The sequence below is a fragment of the Sphaerisporangium sp. NPDC049003 genome, from assembly GCF_043197795.1.
In the GTDB taxonomy this organism is placed as follows: Bacteria; Actinomycetota; Actinomycetes; order Streptosporangiales; family Streptosporangiaceae; genus Sphaerisporangium.
This window is the reverse complement of the sequence record NZ_JBICTU010000028.1, coordinates 1-16,150: the sequence shown is the minus strand read 5'-3', so window position 1 is coordinate 16,150 and position 16,150 is coordinate 1. Positions and strand designations below refer to the sequence as shown.

Annotated in this window: 14 protein-coding genes; 11 read left to right on the top strand and 3 right to left on the bottom strand. The window is 72.8% G+C overall.

What is annotated here, in order from left to right:
• The first annotated feature begins 6 nt into the window (after positions 1-6).
• The 10 genes from ACGFIV_RS28000 to ACGFIV_RS27955 are packed head-to-tail and all read left to right on the top strand — an operon-like array spanning position 7 to position 10,643.
• Positions 7-1,305 carry an aspartate aminotransferase family protein gene (locus ACGFIV_RS28000; protein WP_358557986.1) on the top strand — a complete coding sequence of 433 codons (1,299 nt, stop codon included), beginning with the start codon at positions 7-9 and terminating at the stop codon, positions 1,303-1,305.
• Entirely contained in the window at positions 1,302-2,510 is a 1,209-nt protein-coding gene (locus ACGFIV_RS27995) for an enolase C-terminal domain-like protein (RefSeq protein WP_358557989.1), read from the top strand. The genes ACGFIV_RS28000 and ACGFIV_RS27995 overlap by 4 nt, the downstream gene beginning before the upstream one ends.
• Positions 2,510-3,286, top strand: coding sequence for an SDR family oxidoreductase (locus ACGFIV_RS27990; RefSeq protein WP_358557992.1), 777 nt, complete (start codon positions 2,510-2,512; stop codon positions 3,284-3,286). Before ACGFIV_RS27995 ends, ACGFIV_RS27990 begins: the two co-directional genes overlap by 1 nt.
• The gene (locus ACGFIV_RS27985; protein WP_358557995.1) at positions 3,286-4,791 is read left to right on the top strand and encodes a M81 family metallopeptidase; all 1,506 of its coding nucleotides are present in this window, start codon (positions 3,286-3,288) and stop codon (positions 4,789-4,791) included. The genes ACGFIV_RS27990 and ACGFIV_RS27985 overlap by 1 nt, the downstream gene beginning before the upstream one ends.
• A complete protein-coding gene (locus ACGFIV_RS27980) occupies positions 4,788-5,831 on the top strand; it encodes a class I mannose-6-phosphate isomerase (RefSeq protein ID WP_392838157.1) in 1,044 nt (347 codons plus the stop codon). Before ACGFIV_RS27985 ends, ACGFIV_RS27980 begins: the two co-directional genes overlap by 4 nt.
• A complete protein-coding gene (locus ACGFIV_RS27975; protein WP_392838156.1) occupies positions 5,831-6,730 on the top strand; it encodes an SMP-30/gluconolactonase/LRE family protein in 900 nt (299 codons plus the stop codon). The genes ACGFIV_RS27980 and ACGFIV_RS27975 overlap by 1 nt, the downstream gene beginning before the upstream one ends.
• A complete protein-coding gene (locus tag ACGFIV_RS27970) occupies positions 6,727-7,764 on the top strand; it encodes a zinc-binding dehydrogenase (protein WP_392838155.1) in 1,038 nt (345 codons plus the stop codon). Before ACGFIV_RS27975 ends, ACGFIV_RS27970 begins: the two co-directional genes overlap by 4 nt.
• Before the next feature lie 19 nt (positions 7,765-7,783).
• A complete protein-coding gene (locus ACGFIV_RS27965; protein WP_392838154.1) occupies positions 7,784-8,878 on the top strand; it encodes a zinc-binding dehydrogenase in 1,095 nt (364 codons plus the stop codon).
• Positions 8,875-9,903, top strand: a complete 1,029-nt coding sequence (locus ACGFIV_RS27960; RefSeq protein WP_392838153.1) for an alcohol dehydrogenase catalytic domain-containing protein — start codon at positions 8,875-8,877, stop codon at positions 9,901-9,903. The genes ACGFIV_RS27965 and ACGFIV_RS27960 overlap by 4 nt, the downstream gene beginning before the upstream one ends.
• Positions 9,900-10,643 (top strand): SDR family NAD(P)-dependent oxidoreductase, encoded by a 744-nt coding sequence (locus tag ACGFIV_RS27955; RefSeq protein WP_392838152.1) that lies wholly within the window; start codon positions 9,900-9,902, stop codon positions 10,641-10,643. The genes ACGFIV_RS27960 and ACGFIV_RS27955 overlap by 4 nt, the downstream gene beginning before the upstream one ends.
• A 134-nt stretch (positions 10,644-10,777) precedes the next feature.
• Here the strand turns inward: ACGFIV_RS27955 and ACGFIV_RS27950 are convergent, their stop codons facing one another.
• The 3 genes from ACGFIV_RS27950 to ACGFIV_RS27940 form a co-directional block, all read right to left on the bottom strand.
• On the bottom strand, positions 10,778-13,165 hold the full coding sequence (locus ACGFIV_RS27950; protein ID WP_358560713.1) for a lantibiotic dehydratase: 2,388 nt from the start codon (positions 13,163-13,165) through the stop codon (positions 10,778-10,780).
• Between the two features lie 15 nt (positions 13,166-13,180).
• Positions 13,181-13,468 carry an acyl carrier protein gene (locus ACGFIV_RS27945; protein WP_358560710.1) on the bottom strand — a complete coding sequence of 96 codons (288 nt, stop codon included), beginning with the start codon at positions 13,466-13,468 and terminating at the stop codon, positions 13,181-13,183.
• Positions 13,469-13,542: 74 nt separating this feature from the next.
• Positions 13,543-15,093 (bottom strand): amino acid adenylation domain-containing protein, encoded by a 1,551-nt coding sequence (locus tag ACGFIV_RS27940; protein ID WP_392838151.1) that lies wholly within the window; start codon positions 15,091-15,093, stop codon positions 13,543-13,545.
• 241 nt (positions 15,094-15,334) lie between these two features.
• On the opposite strand from ACGFIV_RS27940, the gene ACGFIV_RS27935 reads away from it, so the two are divergent.
• Positions 15,335-16,150, top strand: an 816-nt coding sequence (locus ACGFIV_RS27935; RefSeq protein ID WP_392838150.1) for a condensation domain-containing protein, incomplete at its 3' end; no start/stop codon positions are given.

Here is a 16,150-nt window from a genome sequence, read left to right as displayed (position 1 = left end):
AGACCGATGGAATTCGACGAGTCACGAGCACGGGTCGACCAGGCCTCCGCGGTGGTCGCGGGTGGGGTGAACAGCGCCTTCCGGCTCGGAGTCCGCCCCCATCCGCTGGTCTTCGCGTCGGCGGACGGGCCGATCCTGACCGATGCCGACGGCAACCGGCTGATCGACTACTTCCTCGGCATGGGGCCGATGCTGCTCGGGCACCGGCCGCCGGCCGTCGTGGAGGCCGCGCGGGCGCAGCTCGACCGCAGCATCCTCGTCGCCGGGCAGACCGACCTGGAGTACGCCGCCGCGCGACTGCTCGTGGAACTGGTGCCCTCCGCCGAGCTGGTGCGCTTCTCGGTCTCCGGCAGCGAGGCGGTACAGGCCGCGCTGCGGGTGGCGCGGGCGGCCACCGGGCGCTCGGCGGTGGTCAAGTTCGAGGGCCACTACCACGGCTGGTTCGACAATGTCCTGTGGAGCGTGGCACCCGACCTCTCCTCCGCCGGCCCGCCCGAGGCGCCGGTACCGGTACCCGGATCGGCCGGCCAGATCCCCGACCCGAACGTCTCCGTACTGCCCTGGAACGACGCCGGCGCGCTACGCGAGCGGCTCGCCTCCGGCGACGTGGCCGCCGTCATCATGGAGCCGGTCATGTTCAACAACGCCGGTATCCTCCCGGTTCCGGGATACCTCGAAGCGGTCCGCGAGGCCTGCGACGCGGCGGGTACCGTGCTCATCTTCGACGAGGTGATCACCGGTTTCCGGGTGGCCCCGGGCGGCGCGCAGCAACTGCTCGGCGTGCTGCCCGACCTGACCATCCTCGGCAAGGCACTGGCCAGCGGGTTCCCGGTGGCCGCGGTGGTGGGCCGGCGGCGGTACATGAACCTGATCGCCGATCGGCGGGTGCTGCACGGCGGCACGTACAACACCCAGTCCGTCGCGATGGCCGCCACGCTCGCCACCCTGACCGAGATCCGGAACGGCACGCCGTACCGGCGGATCGACCCGACCGGCACCCGGCTGATGGCGGGGCTGAGCAAGGAGTTCGCCGACGCGGGGGTGGACGCGCGGATCGTCGGCTATCCGGCCGTGTTCCAGGTGCGGTTCGGCACCGTGCGACCGCGCGACTATCGCGAGGCGCAGCAGGCCGACAACGCCCGGTACGCCGACTTCGCGGCGGCGCTGCTGCGCCACGGCGTGCGGGTGCTGCCCAGAGGCACCTGGTTCGTGTCCGCCGCGCACGAGGACAGCCATGTAGACGCCACCCTCGACGCGGTCCGCGCGGTGCTGACCGACTCCGGACCAGGAAGGACCGTCTCTTGAAGATCGTCGACATTCGGGCCACCCCGGTGACCGTGCCGCTGCGCCGCCCGCTGCGCTGGTCCTTCGGCGTCGAGGTTTCCACCACCCGTACCATCGTCGAGCTCATCACCGACGAGGGGCTGGTCGGCATCGGCGAGACCCGGGGTGGCGAGGAGGTGGTGCGCGCCCTCATGCTGCACCGCGACCTGTTCATCGGAGTCGATCCGATGGAGGTGTGGCGGATCACCCGCCGCTTCAGCGTCTTCCGGATGACCAGCGAGCAGCTGGCGCTGGTGGGCGCCGCGAAGCTGGCCGGCGCCGCGGTCGAGATGGCCTGCTGGGACTTGGTCGGCAAGGCCCTGGGCAAGCGGTGCGGAGACCTGTGGGGTGGCATCGAAACCGAACAGGTGGAGTTCGCCGCGTACGTCTTCTACCGCTACGCCTCCGCGGGCGAGATCGGCAACGGGGACCACCCCGAGGACGCCGTCGACCACGCCGAGGAGCTGTTCGACACCTACGGCTTCCGCGACATCAAGTTCAAGAACGGGGTGCTGCATCCGGACCAGGAGATCGAGTCGGTCCGGATGATGCGCGAGCGGCTCGGTTCGCGGCTGCGGTACCTGCGGATCGATCCCAACGCGGTGTGGTCGGTGCAGACCAGCATCCGGGTGCTCAACGAGCTGGCCGACTACAGCCTGGAGTTCTGCGAGGATCCGACCTGGGGGATCGAGGGGATGTCGCTGGTGCGGGAGCGCACCCCCGTCCCGCTGGCCACCAACATGTGCTGCGTCACCTTCGAGCAGATCCCGCTGTCGGTACGGTCGCGCGCGGTCGACGTGATCCTCGGCGACGTCCACTTCTGGGGCGGCCCCAGCTCGGTGCTGCAACTGGCGAAGGTGTGCGAGACGTTCAACCTCGGGATGAGCCTGCACAGCGACCGCGAGCTGGGCATCTCCACCGCCGCGGTGCTGCACGTCGCGGCCGCGGAGACGATGGTCAGCCACGCCATCGACTCCCACCTGCCAGAACAGGCCGACGACATCATCACCACTCCGTTCACCTTCCGCGACGGGCGGATCCCGGTGCCGACCGGCCCCGGACTCGGCGTGGAGATCGACCAGGACAAGTTGCGGTTCTACGCCGAATATCACCGCAAGGCCGGTGAGGGCAGCGAGTTCGCCGATTCCGCGCAGCCCGGGTTCCGCGCCAAGTTCCCGAGGTTCTGATGGCGGCGAGGCCATTGGCCGGCCGGGTGGCCGTGGTGACCGGGGCCGCGGGCGGCATCGGGCGGCGGATCGCGCTGCGGCTGGCCGCCGACGGAGCGGCGGTCGCGGTGAACTACCACCCGTCGGCCGGCGAGGAGACCACCGCCGAAGCGCTGGTCCGGCGGATCGGCTCCGCCGGTGGCCGGGCCGCCGCGATCCCCGCCGACGTGTCCGACCCCGGCCAGGTCGAGGACCTGGTGAACACGGCGCGCGACCGGCTCGGGCCGATATCGGCGCTGGTGTGCAACGCGGCGGTCTCGGTGGCCGCGCGGAGCGACTGGCGCGGGCTCACCGCCGAGGACTGGTCACGGGTGCTCGCGGTCAACGTCACCGGTGCCTTCCTGTGCGTTCAGGCCGCCTACCCGGACCTGGCCGGCAGTGGCCACGGTGCGGTGGTGGTGATGTCGTCGGTCACGCCGCTGCTCGGCCGTACCGGGAACCTGCACTACGTGACGTCCAAGGCCGCCCTGATCGGGCTGGCCCGGGCCCTGGCCCGGGAGTCCGGTCCTGACGGGGTGCGGGTCAATGCCATCGCGCCCGGTGCGATCCGTACCCCGGCGGAGTCCGTGTACGGCGACGAAGCCGAGCTGGCCGAGGCCATGTCGGCGGTCCAGGCGCTGCGCCGGCGAGGCGAACCGGCCGACGTGGCGGCGGCGGCGAGCTTTCTGCTCGGTGACGACGCGTCCTTCGTGACCGGGCAGCTGCTGGTCGTCGATGGTGGCTGGGTGATGCACTGATGCCGGTCAGGATCGCCGTCGCGAGTCTCATCCAGGAGACCAACACCTTCTCCCCGCGACCGTCCACATTGGACGACTTCGTGGCGCAGGGACTCTGGCTCGGCACCGAAGCCGCGGACCGGTCGGCCGGCACCAACACCGAGCTCGCCGGCGCGGTCCAGCGGATCGAGGAGGCAGGAGCCCGGCCGGTGCCGATCATGCGGGCCTGGGCGATGTCCGGCGGTGTCCTCGACGGAGACGGCTTCACCTCACTGCGACGCCTGCTGCTCGACGGCCTGGTCGCCGCCGGACCGGTCGACGCGCTGGTGCTCTGCCTGCACGGCGCGCTGGTCGCCGACGGCGAGGCCGCCGCCGACGCCGCGCTGGCCGAGAGCACGCGGGCGGTGCTCGCGCCCGGCGTTCCGCTGATCGTGACGCACGACCTGCACGCCAACGTGACCCTGCGGATCGTGCGCGCCGCCGACGCGCTGGTGGGCTTCCACACCTACCCGCACGTGGACCAGGGCGACACCGGACGGCGCGCCGCCGACCTCGCGCTACGTGCGGCGGTCGACGGGCTGCGGCCGGGCACGGTCCTGGCCAAGCGGCCCATGCTCGTGCCCGCCGAGTCGCAGGCCCTGTCCGACCCGCCGATGGCGCGGTTGCGCGCGATCGCCGACACGGCCACCGGCGGGCCGATCCTCGACGTGTCACTGTTCCCTGTGCAGCCCTGGCTGGACGTGCCCGAGCTGGGGTTCGGGGTCACGGTCACGCACAACGGCTCCCCCGGAGCCGCTTCCGCGGCCGGCGCGGTCGCCGAGCGGATCGCCGGCGAGGCATGGCACGACCGGGCCGGGTTCGCGGTGGAACCGGTACCGGTCGCCGAGGCCATCCGCCAGGCGCGCTCGCGTACCCGGCTGGGGCCGGTGCTGCTGGTCCAGTCCGCGGACTCGCCCACCGCGGGAGCCACCGCCGACAGCGCCGCCGTGATCGCCGCACTGCTGGAGCACGGCAGAGGCCTGCGGGCGTACGCGACGGTGGTGGACGCCCCGGCGGTGGCCGCGTGTTTCGCGGCGGGCCCCGGTGGCGCGGTCGACACCGCGGTGGGCGCGACCCTGGACGCCCGGTGGTCCACGCCGGCACCGCTGGCCGGGACCGTGCGGCGGCTGGGTACCGAACCGGTCATCCTGACCGGTGACTCCATGACCGGCCAGCCCGTCTCCATGGGTCGCTGGGCCACCGTGGACACCGGCGAAGGCCTGGTGGTGTTGGTGACCGAGCGCCCGGCACCGACCTTCGACCCCGCCGGATACCGGCACGCCGGGCTCGAACCAGCGGACGCGGACGCCGTCGTGGTCCGCTCGGCCACCATGTACCGGGCCGGATTCCGGGGTCTTCACGCCGGCGCGATCCTGCTCGACCTGCCGGGTGCCAGCACGCCCCGGCTCGACTACCTCGAATTCCGTCGCGCGCCACGACCGCTCTACCCCCTCGACGACGCGGCCCAGTCAGGAGGCGATCGATGAACAACGCACCGGCCCCGCTGCTGCTGGAGGACAACCGGGTACCGGTCTACTACTCGGGCGGCGAGCGGATCAGCGCGTTCCGCGGCGGCGGTTCCCGCGCCACCGGGCCCGAGGATTGGGTCGGATCGCTGTCCGCCCTGCCCGCCGCGCTTTTGCCGCCCGGGTATCCCCCGGACACCGGGGTCTCGCGTACCGAACACGGCTCGCTGCGCGAGCTGGTGGCGGCGAACCCGCAAGCCTGGCTGGGGCCGGAGTTCGCCGCCGCTAACGGGACGGAGACCGGCCTGCTGGTCAAGCTGCTCGACGCAGGCGAACGGCTGCCGGTGCACTGCCACCCGACGCGTGCCTTCGCCCAGGCGCACCTGGGCAGCCGGTTCGGCAAGACCGAGGGGTGGATCGTGCTGGCCGCCGCGCCCGGCGCCCGCGTCTGGCTCGGCATGCGTGACCACGTCGACGCCGAACAGATGCGGGGCTGGGTCGCCCGCCAGGACAGCACCGCGATGCTCGCCGCGATGAACGAGCTTCCGGTGACCGCCGGCCAGGTCTTCTACGTACCCGCCGGGCTGCCGCACGCCATCGGTGCCGGAGTGCTGGTGACCGAACTGCAGGAGCCGACGTCGTTCTCGGTGCTCGCCGAGCACGACGCGTTCGGGGTGGGGCCGGAGCCGGCGACGCTCGGACTGGGCTGGGACCTCGCGCTGACCTGCTTCGACCTGGGTGGCTATGCCGACCGGCTCGACGAGCTGACACCCGCGCCCCGTGACCTCCACTCCTCCTCGGGTGGCCGGCTGCGTAGCCTCTTCCCCGTTGACGCCGACGCCTACTTCCGCGCGTGGCAGGCGGAGTGCACCGAGGAGCAGGGGTTGCCGGTCACCGGCTTCTCCGTCCTCGTCGTCACCGGCGGCGCCGGAACGCTGTCCTGGGAAGGCGGCCGGACGCCGATCGAGTGCGGGGAGACGCTGGTCGTCCCCGCCGCGGCCGGACCGCTGCGGCTGCGGGGCGCGGTACGGGTGATCGCCTGCCTGCCTCCGGAGTCCTGATGGAGCTGGACCGCCTCCCCCGCCTCCCCGCGCGTACCGTACGGGTCGTCGACAGCCGGTGCGAGCTGGCCGAGAGCCCGCTGTGGATGTCCGAGGCCGCGGGCCTGCGCTGGGTCGACGCGGTACGCGGCGAGCTGCACGCCCTGCGCCCCGGCGGGCACGAACGCTGGCCCGTCGCGGCCGGGGTGGTCAGCGCGGTCGCCGCCGAGACCGACGGCGGGCTGGTGCTCACCGTCGACGACCAGGTCCTGCGCCGTGCGGATGGGCCGGGCGTGCCGTCCACCGTGCTGGCGCGGCTCCCCGGCCGGCCCCCCGGGGAGCGGTTCAACGACGCGAAGGCCGGCCCGGACGGCCGGCTCTGGGCCGGTACGGTCTGTCCGGACCTGCCGGGTGCCGGCGCGCTGTGGTCGGTAGACCCGACCGGCGAGCTGTTCCCGCACTGGACCGGAATCAGCCACGGCAACGGCATCGCCTGGAGCCCGCGTGGCGATCTGTTGTTCTTCGTCGACAGCGGCGACGGAACCGTGTCCCGCGCCGCGTTCGACCGCGACGGCGGGGTTGGGGCGCCTGAGGTCATCGCCCGTGTGCCGCGCGCGGACGGCATTCCGGACGGCCTCGCCGTGGACGCGCGGGCCGACCTGTGGCTCGCCGTCTGGGGTGCGGGCTGCCTGGTACGGCTGCGCGCCGACGGCACGCCGACCGGGCGGGTCGAACTGCCCGACCGCAACGTCACCTCGTGCGCCTTCGCCGGACGCGGCCTCGATCTGCTCGCGGTGACCACCGCCGCGGACGACGCCGGCCCGTCTCGCGGCGGGTCGGTCTACCTGCTCGACGTCGGCAGGCGAGGCGTCGCCGGTTACCTGTTCGGAGCGGTCGAGAAAAGGAGCGGTGACCTATGAGCATGCGGCAGGTGTGGATCACAGGGCCGGAACAGGTCGAGGTGCGCGAGGTGCCGATCCCTCGACCGGCGGCGGGTGAGGTCCTGGTGCGCATGGCCTACGCCGGAATCTGCGGCTCGGACCTGCACACGCTGCGGCGCGGGCATCCATGGCTGCCCTACCCGATCCCGCCGGGCCACGAGGCGTCCGGTGTCGTGGCCGAGGCCGGTCCCGGCACGACCGGGCACACGGTGGGCGACGCCGTCTACCTCCGCCCGGCCCTGTACTGCGGGCGATGCTTCTACTGCCGGCGCGGCCGGCAGAACCTGTGCGCCGACCTGGTCGGGATCGGGTCGCATCGGCCCGGCGCGTTCGCCGACTTCTTCGCGGTCCCGCAGGCCGCGCTCGCGCCCGTACCCGCCGGTGTCTCCCTGGCGGCGGCCGCGATGACCGAACCGCTGGCCACCGCGGTGCACGCCGTCGGCATGGCGTCCGGGCACGGCGGCCGGCTCGACGGATGCACGGTCGCCGTGCTGGGTGGCGGCACGATCGGGCAGTGCGTGCTGCTCGGGGCGCTCGACGCGGGCGCCGGTGCGGTGGCCGTCACCGACCCGGTCGCGGGCAAGCGGGCGCTGGCCACCCGGCTGGGCGCGGTGGCGGCCTTGGACGCGGCCGGCCCGGCGGTGGAAGCCGAACTCGCCGACGCTCTGGGGGGCCGGCCGGACGTGGTCTTCGACTGCGTGGCGACCGCGGGCTCGCTGGGCGCCGCGATCTCGCTGTCGGGTCGCGGTGGCAGCGTGGTCGTGGTGGGCGTGGGTCACGGGCCCTTGGAGGTCGCCATCGAGACCATCCAGGACCAGGAGATCCGTATCGCCGGCTCGGCCATGTACCTGCCGGACGACTTCACCGCGGCCGAGAGGCTCATCAGCGCCGGAGCGCCGGTCGACCGGCTCGTCACCTCGGTACGTCCGGTCGGCGACGCGCCGGACGCGCTGCGCGCGGCGGCCACCGGCGCCGAAGTGAAGATCCACCTGTCCGGGCCGGCCGCCGGATGACCAATGGAGGAGGAACCCGATGCGCGTAGCAACACCGGTGCTGTTCCAAGCACGTACCCCGCACCGCGTCGTCGAGCTGGACGTCGACGAACCCCGCGCGGGCGAGGTACGGGTACGGATGGCGGCCTCCGGGGTCTGCCACAGCTGCCTGTACGCGATGAACGGCCAGCACGCGGGGATCCCGATGCCGATCGTGCTGGGCGATGAGGGGGCAGGAGTGGTCGAATCGGTCGGCCCCGGCGTCACGTCGGTGGCCGAGGGCGACCATGTCATCGTTTCCTGGGCGCCCGGCTGTGACCGGTGCCGAACCTGCAGGCAGGGAGCGCCCGCCCTGTGCGCCGCCCAGCCGCCGCTGGGCCGGATGGCCGACGGCGCCACCCGGTTCCACATCGACGGCGCGGAGGTCTTCCATTACGGGCCGGCGACCAACGCGCCGCTGACCGTGCTGAACGAACGCGCCGTGGTCACCGTCGACCCGCGGATCCCGCTGGACCTGGCCGCGCTGATCGGGTGTGCCGGCGCCACCGGGGTGGGCGCGGTGCGCAACACCGCGCGTGTACGGGCCGGCGAGAGCATGGCGGTGGTCGGATGTGGCGGGGTCGGCATCAGCGCGCTGCACGCGGGCGCCCTGGCCGGCGCGTACCCGATCGTGGCCGTCGACGTGGTGCCCGCCAAGTTTCCCGCGCTCATGTCGCTCGGCGCCACGCATTGTGTGGACGCGACCGAGGACGACGCCGTCGCGCGCGTCCTTGAGATCACCGGCGGCGGGGCCGACTACGCGTTCGTCACCAGCAGTGCGCCGCCCGCGTTCCCGCTCGCGACGCGCGCTCTGGCCGCCCGGGGTACGTGCGTGCTGATCGCCGGGTATCCCGACGGTGCGACCCTCTCGTTCGACCCCGGACACCTGCTCAACGGGGAACGCCGGATCATCGCCTCCAAGTACGGCTCGTCGAATCCACCGGTCGACTTCCCCGATTTGGTCGGCCTCTATCTCGCCGGGAGGCTGCGCCTGGACGACCTGGTCTCCAGAAGGTGGCGGATCGATCAGGTGGACGAGGCCTACGACGCGCTTCGCTCCGGGACCGAGACCCGCGGCCTGATCGTCTTCGAGTGACCCGGACCGAGGAGGAAACGATGTACGCCGTGGTGGTATCCGCGCCGGACCGGCTCGACGTGGCCCAGGTGCCCGACCCGGCACCGGCACCCGACGGCGTGGTGATCGCCGTCCGTTCGTGCGGCATCTGCGGCACCGACCTCCACCTGGTCGGCGGCGACCTTGGAGTGGACCGGCTGCCGCTGATCCCCGGGCACGAGCCCTACGGCGAGGTGGTCGCCGTCGGCCATGAGGTCGGCGGGTACGCGGTGGGCGACCTCGTCGCCGTGGACCCCTCACTGCACTGCGGACGGTGCGACCCGTGCCGGCGGGGACAGGGCAACATGTGCCGGCGGTGGGGCGCGATCGGCGCCACCAGTCCGGGCGCGTGGGCGCAGTTCACCGCGGTGCCCGAGGCCAACCTGTACCGGCTGCCGGAACCGTTCCCGCTGGAGGCGGCCCCGCTGGCCGAGCCGGTGGCCTGCGCGGTTCGCGGCCTCCACAGGCTGAACCCCCGGCCCGACGAGCCCGCGATCGTCTTCGGGGGCGGCACGATGGGGCTCATTCTGGCGATCATGCTCGATCTGCGAGGCGTCGGACCGGTGACCGTGGTCGACGTCAACCCGGCCCGGCGCCGGCTGGCCGAACGGCTGACCGGGGCGCGCGCCTGCGATCCCGAGGAGGCCGCGCAGCTCCGCGCCCCGTGGGTGATCGAGGCGACCGGCAACCCGCGGGCCTTCGCGCAGGCGCTCGACTGTGTGGCACGCGCCGGCCATCTGCTGGTCTTCGGCGTCGCCTCGCCTCAGGCGACGGCCGCCGTGTCGCCGTACCGGATCTACGCCGACGAGCTGACCATCGTGGGGTCGATGGCCATCCTGAACAGCTTCCCGCCGGCCATCGACCTCGTCCGCCGGCACGCGGACCGGCTGGCGCCGCTGGTCACCGACCGGTTCGGGCTGGATCGGATCGACGACGCGCTGGCGTTGGTGCGGTCCGGGAGGACCGTCAAGACCGTGCTGACCCCGGATGCGGAGGCCCGGCCGTGACCGGCCGCACGATCCTGGTCACCGGAGCCCGCCGGGGCATCGGGGCGGCGCTCGCCGAGGGCCTGGCGGAGCCGGGTGTCACGCTGGTGCTGCACCACCTGTGCGCCGACCAGGAGATCGCCGAGGTGGCGCGGCGCTGCGAGGAGGCGGGCGCGAGGGTCAGGGTCGTCGAGGCCGACCTGGCCGACCCGTCCTCGGTACTGGCGCTGGCCGGTCAGGCCGGCGACGTGGACGTGCTGGTCAACAACGCGGCCCGGGCGTCGAACGTGTCGATCGAGGACCTGCCGCTGGCCGAATGGGAGGCGACCTTCGCGGTGAACGTGACCGCCGCGATGGTGCTGGCGCAGGCCTTGAGCGGAGGGATGCGCGAGCGGGGGTGGGGGCGGGTGGTCAACATCACCTCGGCCACGGTGCGGCTCGCCGGCCCGTCCGGACCGTCGTACGTCGCCAGCAAGGCGGCGCTGGTCGGGCTCACCCGGTCGCTGGCGCGAGCCTGGGGCCCGGACGGCATCACGGTCAACGCGATCTCGCCCGGCGCGATCAAGACGCAGAGCGAGTTCGAACTCGCCGACGGGCGCGCCCAGGCCGAACTGGACGCCGAGGTGATCGCCCGGCAGGCGCTACGCCGCCGGTTGGTACCGGAGGATCTGATCGCGGCGGCGCGATTCGTGGTCAGCGACGGCGCCGCCGGAGTCACCGGCCAGGTGATCGAGGTCGGCGCCGGCCTGGTCTACCGCTGACGCGGTCGGTCCCGGCCAGAGGGGCGGGCCGCTCAGCGGCGGCCCGCCCCTCTGGTCATCGCCTCACGCCGGAGGCGGATCTGCCATTGGTCGGTTGTTCGGAAGGCGGTGACCAGGATGGCCGGGGCCGCCGTTCACGTGATCGGCACCAGCGCGTCCTGGCCGGCGACCACGCGCCGCGTCAGCGGCGTGGAGCGGTGAGCAGGCTCGTCGCCGGCGCGGGCCCGGGTGTCGTCGACGGCGACGAAGCGCAGCTCGGACGTGTACCGGTTGCCCTGATCATCGGTCAGCCAGGTCTGCTCGGGAGTGGGCTGCATCTCGCTGATGGTGAGCCGGCCCTGCGGGTCGTCGCGCGACAGCCGGCGCACCGCCTTGGCGAAGATGTTCACGTACACGGGGCTGTGGAAGTCCACGTAGAACGGCCGGGGCTCGGTGGGCGACACCACGAACACGAAGCGCGGAAGTTCCCGCGCGGCGCGCCACTGGCCGGCCAGTACGAACCGCTTCGCCTCGTTCTTCTCGTCCGCGAACTCCATCGTCGCCGGGTCGAACCGCCAGGTCTCCCGCGCCACCGTCATCCGGTCGATCGTCACCCGCGGGAAGTGGTCGGCGTCCTCCGGCACGATCCGGAACATGTCGAGCACCAGCATGGTCAGGGCCTGCGAGAAGATGTCCACGAGATCGAACACGCCCCCGTCGGGCAGCACGGCGACGAGCCGGCCGTCGCGGTCGCTCACGACGACGTCCGCGCTCGGAATCGTGCGCGGGCGGCGGGGGTCGGCGCTGGAGTCCGCCAGCGCGACGCAGTAGTCCTGGTCCCGGACGAGCGAGTACCTCGTGCGGGCGGACAGCCGCGCACGGTGCTCCTTGGGCTGCAGCGGCATCAGACGCGGCCCAGGGTGATCGAGGTCGGTGAGCTCGATCAGCTCTTCGCGGTCGGGATGCTGGTTGACGAAGAGCGACGCGCCGAGCGTGTTGATGGCCAGGTGCAGCTCCCCGAGAGCGAGTTCGAACTCCCCCCGGTTCACCGCGTCCGCGTCGTCCGCCACGACCAGCACATCCGGGCAGGCGTACCGCGCTGTGGCCCACCCCCCGGCGGGCTCGCCGAAGGCCTCGCGGACCCGGTCGGCGATGTCCGCGCGGGTCAACCGCACGCGCCGCGCGCCGGGCGGCAGGCGCAGGATGTCCTCCCAGCACTTGGCGAACTCCCGCTTGAGGTCGGCCGCGTCGGCGACGGCGCCGCTGTGCAGCAGGGGGATGCACGCGAACCAGAAGGTGGCCAGGTCGAGGGGGGCCTCACCCCGGCCCTTGGTCTGCTCGGCGTAGACCTGGCGGGCGCGGGCCATGACCCGCTCCGCCAGGGCGGAGGTCAGCCAGGCTCCCCCGGTCAGCAGCAGGTCCAGCGGGCCCAGGGCGTCGAGCAACTCGGTGCCGACCCGGACCCGGGCCGCGCGCATGCTGTCGGAGTAGATCAGCGCCCGGCACGGAGCGCCGCCCCCGCCCTTCTGGCGCTGCGCGGCGACCTGGGTCAGCTCGGTGAACTCGGTTTCGAGCGCCTCAAGGGCGGCCACGAGGGCCTCGGGATCACCGGCCGCCTCACGGACCCGGTCCCGGCCGCGTTCGAGGACCCGCAGCTTGTCCAGTGCCCGATCCCGGACGCCGGGGTCGCCGATCTGGTCGAGGAGCTCACGCAGCCGGCGTTCCGGATAGGTGTCCGCGGGCACGTCGAGCCGCCAGACGATCCAGCGGCGTCTGACCAGCGTTTCGAGCACGCCGCGCACGTCGACGTGCTCGCCGAGTTCCCGCTGGATGGCGCGGGCGGGCCGGGTGCCGTCGCAGAGCCGGAGCACCTCCCGCTCAACCTGGCCGACCCGCACCGGGGGCAGGCCGGGAACGCTCACCTCGGTGGCGCCCATCCGCACGAACGGCATCCGCCGCGGCGCCAGCCATTCCCGGACCGCCTCGTCCTCGCTGACACAGCGTGCCAGCGCGTCGACCGCCCAGCTTGAGAAGTACACCCCCGACTCGGCGACCAGCCCCACCCCCGGCTCGACCGCCACGCCCCGTACGGACCGGTCCCACGTGCCCCAGCCCACCGGGCCGAAGAACCCGATCGTGTCGTTCTTCACGCAGAACCGCTGCCAGTAGTGCGCCACCAGTTCCTCGCGCTGCCGCGCCATGCTGGGCCGCTTGCCGGCCTCCGGCGTCCACCGCAGGAACGGGCCGATTCCCGATCGCAGGACCGTCCGGTTCTGCCACGCCACCGCCGACTGGAACAACGGCAGCCCGGCGATCTCCTGCAGCGTCCCCGAGACCGACAGCGCCGCGGCCCCGAACCGCTTCTCGAAGGCGTCCCACTGGGCCCCCGCGAGCTCCTCCCCCGCGCCGAACCCGTTGGCGGCGGCCGCCAGGCCCTCCGGTGCCAGGCGCAGCACCCCCGCTGCCGGAAAGCCCGGTCCCCGCACTGAGACCTGGGTCCACAACCGCCACTGGCCGACGTGCGGCGCCGATTCGTCCTTCATTTTCGGGCTCTCCGTTCAGTTGAGGCCGGCGTCGTCGCCCGCCTGGCCGTAGGCCAGGTCGGCGACGGCGGCGGCGAGGTCGGTGGGCGTGGGACAGGCGAAGACCAGCGCGACGGGGATCTCGACGTCGAGTGCGGCGCGCAGCCGCGCGATGATCTGGAAGGCGGTCATGGAGTCCCCGCCCTCCTCGTAGAAGTCGCTGTCGGGTCCGAGTCCCTCGTGGCGCATCGTTTCCCTGTACACGGCCACGACCAGCTCGGTCAGGTCGGCGGTGTACGTCCGGTCGTCGTTCGTCGTCGTCATGGGTTTCGCCCTTCCAAGGCCGGCGAGCTGAGATGGGTGGTGGTGGACGTCCTGTTCGGGAGGACGGCCGCGGGTCAGGCGCCCGCGCCGCCGTGGGCCGGAGCGTGCGCCACGAGGGCGGCCCGGTCGGTCTTGCCGCTGTGCGTGGTGGGGATGCTGTCGACGCGGTGGAACCGGCGCGGCATCAGGTGGGGCGGCAGGGTCTCGGCCAGGTGCGCCCGCAGCGCGGCGTCCGTGATCTCGGGCGGCACGCCTGTGACGTGGGCGACGAGGTGGACCCGGCCGCGCTCGTCCGCGGCGGAGGTGACCACCGCCCCGGTCACGGCCGGATGGCCGAGCAGGGCGCCTTCGACCTCGGCCGGCTCCACGCGGTAGCCCCGGATCTTGACCTGCCTGTCGTTGCGGCCGAGGAATTCCAGGATGCCGGTAGGTCCGCGCCGCGCCAGGTCACCGGTCCGGTACAGGCGCGCGCCGGGTGGGCCGTACGGGTCCGGGACGAACCGGTGGGCGGTCAGGGCCGGCCGGCCGCCGTAGCCGCGTGCCACGCCCGAGCCGCCGATGTGGATCTCGCCGACCGCGCCGTCGGGCACGGCGCGCATGCTCTGGTCGAGCAGGCGGACCGTCACCCCGTCGATCGGCGTGCCGATCAGGTCGGCCTCGGTGTCCGGCTGGTCGGGAACCTCGTAACAGGTCGAGGTGATCGTGCATTCGGTCGGCCCGTAGTGGTTGACCAGCCGGCCCGCGGCCAGCCGCCTGCCCCCGGCCGTCAGGAAGGGGCGCAGCGACTCTCCAGCGCAGAGGATCAGGTCGAGGCCGCGCAGCCGTGCGGCGACCTCCTCGTCCTGGGCCAGTGCGGTCAGCAGGGTCGGGGTGCTGCTCAAGATGGTGTTGGCGCCGTAGTCCCGCACCGCGTCGGCCAGGGCGACGGGTCGCAGCAGGGTGGATCGGGGCAGCAGGACCAGGCGGCCTCCCGCCGCCAGCGGCGCGAAGACGCCCCGGATCGAGGCGTCGTAGCCGAACGGCGCCAGCTGCAGCGCCACGGTGTGCGGGCCGAGCCCGCCGGCGGTGACGATGAACCGCAGGTAGGCGCCCAGCCCGCCGTACTCGATCATGACGGGGTTGGGGGTTCCCGTCGACCCCGAGGTGTGGCTGAGGTAGGCGAGGGAGCGCGGCGGGACGTGAGCCGGAAGCGCGCCCCCCGCCACGTCGCCGAGGCGGTCTATCAAGATGGTGGGGCCGCCGATGGGCAGAGTGAGCCGTCCCGCGAGCGCGGCGGTGGTGATCTGGAAACGGGCGTCCACGCCGCGGACCATCGCGTGCAGGCGCTGGACCGGCTGCCCGGGGTCGAGGGTGAGGAACGCTCCGCCGGCGCGCATCACGGCGGCCATCGCGATCACCGTGTGGACACCGTCCTCGGCGACGACGGCGCAGCGGCTCTCGGCGCCGACTCCGGCGGCGGCCAGCACCCGGGCCAGGTGATCGATCCGGTCGGTGAGGTCCCGGTAGCCGATGACGGCCTGCGGCGTCACGATCGCGGGTGCGTGCGGTTCACGGGCGGCGTGACCGCGAATGTCGTCGACGATGGTTCCCTGGGTGGCCTGGTGCGCCGAAAGGACCCTTTTCATGCCGCCGAACGTAAGGCGGCAATCGCGATTAACGCAATCACCCCATGGCGGGAAATGGCGTCCACCGCATTCCTGTGCGGCGCGTTTTTCGAGGTCATCCACTGTCGTACGCATTCGCTGGACAGAAGTGCCCTTGGGCCGGGTGGTTGGAACCGCCCAGGTGGCAGGAGGGGTACGGACTGACAGGCTGGCGAATGCGCGATATGAGAAGCCGCCCTGTGGAGATGATGGGTAGGGCCCGATGACGAATGTCAAGTACGCGGATGAAGTGCGAATCCTTCGTATCTGGCGAGACGTGTTCGCCACGGATGCGATCGCGGGAGACAGCGAATTCGGCACGCTGGGCGGCGACGACGAGACCGCCTCGCAGATTACAAAGGCGATCGCCGCGGAGTTCGGCGTCGCCATTTCACCGGAAGCCGTTCATGAGAACCCCACGGCACGGCTGCTGAGCGCCCATGTGGGTGAGCTGGCCGCGGCGCGTGTCCTCCGTACGTCACCTCCCGCGGCCGACGGCTCCCGGGGGGCGGTCCGGCGCGTGAACCGCACCGCCGGCGGGCAGGGGCCCCGGCCGCTGCCTCGGGAGGGCCGGGTCCCGCTGTCGTCCGCCCAGCAGCGCCTGTGGTTCCTGGACCAGTTGGAGCCCGGCGGCAACGAGTATCTGATCCGGGTCGCCCTGCGGCTGACCGGACCCGTCGACGTGGCGGCGCTCGAACAGGCGCTGACGCACCTGGTGGTCCGGCACGAAGCGCTGCGCACCCGGTTCGCCGCCGACGACACGGGCCAGCCCTACCAGATCATCGACCCCCCCGCACCGGTCACGATCACCCTCACCGACCTGACCGGCCACGACCAGAACACCATCACCGGCCACGTTAACGCCGCCGCCGCCACCCCGTTCGACCTGGCCACCGGACCACTGCTGCGCACCACACTCCTGCGCACCACACCCGACCAGTCCATCCTGGTGATCTGCCTGCACCACATCATCTTCGACGGCTGGTCCGAAGCCATCCTCGCCCGCGAACTACGCGACCTCTACACCGCAGCCACCACC

Coding starts and splice junctions, on each gene's coding strand:
- ACGFIV_RS28000 (WP_358557986.1), top strand. CDS start 7: ATGGAATTCGACGAGTCACGAGCACGGGTCGACCAGGCCTCCGCGGTG.
- ACGFIV_RS27990 (WP_358557992.1), top strand. CDS start 2,510: ATGGCGGCGAGGCCATTGGCCGGCCGGGTGGCCGTGGTGACCGGGGCC.
- ACGFIV_RS27985 (WP_358557995.1), top strand. CDS start 3,286: ATGCCGGTCAGGATCGCCGTCGCGAGTCTCATCCAGGAGACCAACACC.
- ACGFIV_RS27980 (WP_392838157.1), top strand. CDS start 4,788: ATGAACAACGCACCGGCCCCGCTGCTGCTGGAGGACAACCGGGTACCG.
- ACGFIV_RS27975 (WP_392838156.1), top strand. CDS start 5,831: ATGGAGCTGGACCGCCTCCCCCGCCTCCCCGCGCGTACCGTACGGGTC.
- ACGFIV_RS27970 (WP_392838155.1), top strand. CDS start 6,727: ATGAGCATGCGGCAGGTGTGGATCACAGGGCCGGAACAGGTCGAGGTG.
- ACGFIV_RS27965 (WP_392838154.1), top strand. CDS start 7,784: ATGCGCGTAGCAACACCGGTGCTGTTCCAAGCACGTACCCCGCACCGC.
- ACGFIV_RS27950 (WP_358560713.1), bottom strand. CDS start 13,165: ATGAAGGACGAATCGGCGCCGCACGTCGGCCAGTGGCGGTTGTGGACC.
- ACGFIV_RS27945 (WP_358560710.1), bottom strand. CDS start 13,468: ATGACGACGACGAACGACGACCGGACGTACACCGCCGACCTGACCGAG.
- ACGFIV_RS27940 (WP_392838151.1), bottom strand. CDS start 15,093: ATGAAAAGGGTCCTTTCGGCGCACCAGGCCACCCAGGGAACCATCGTC.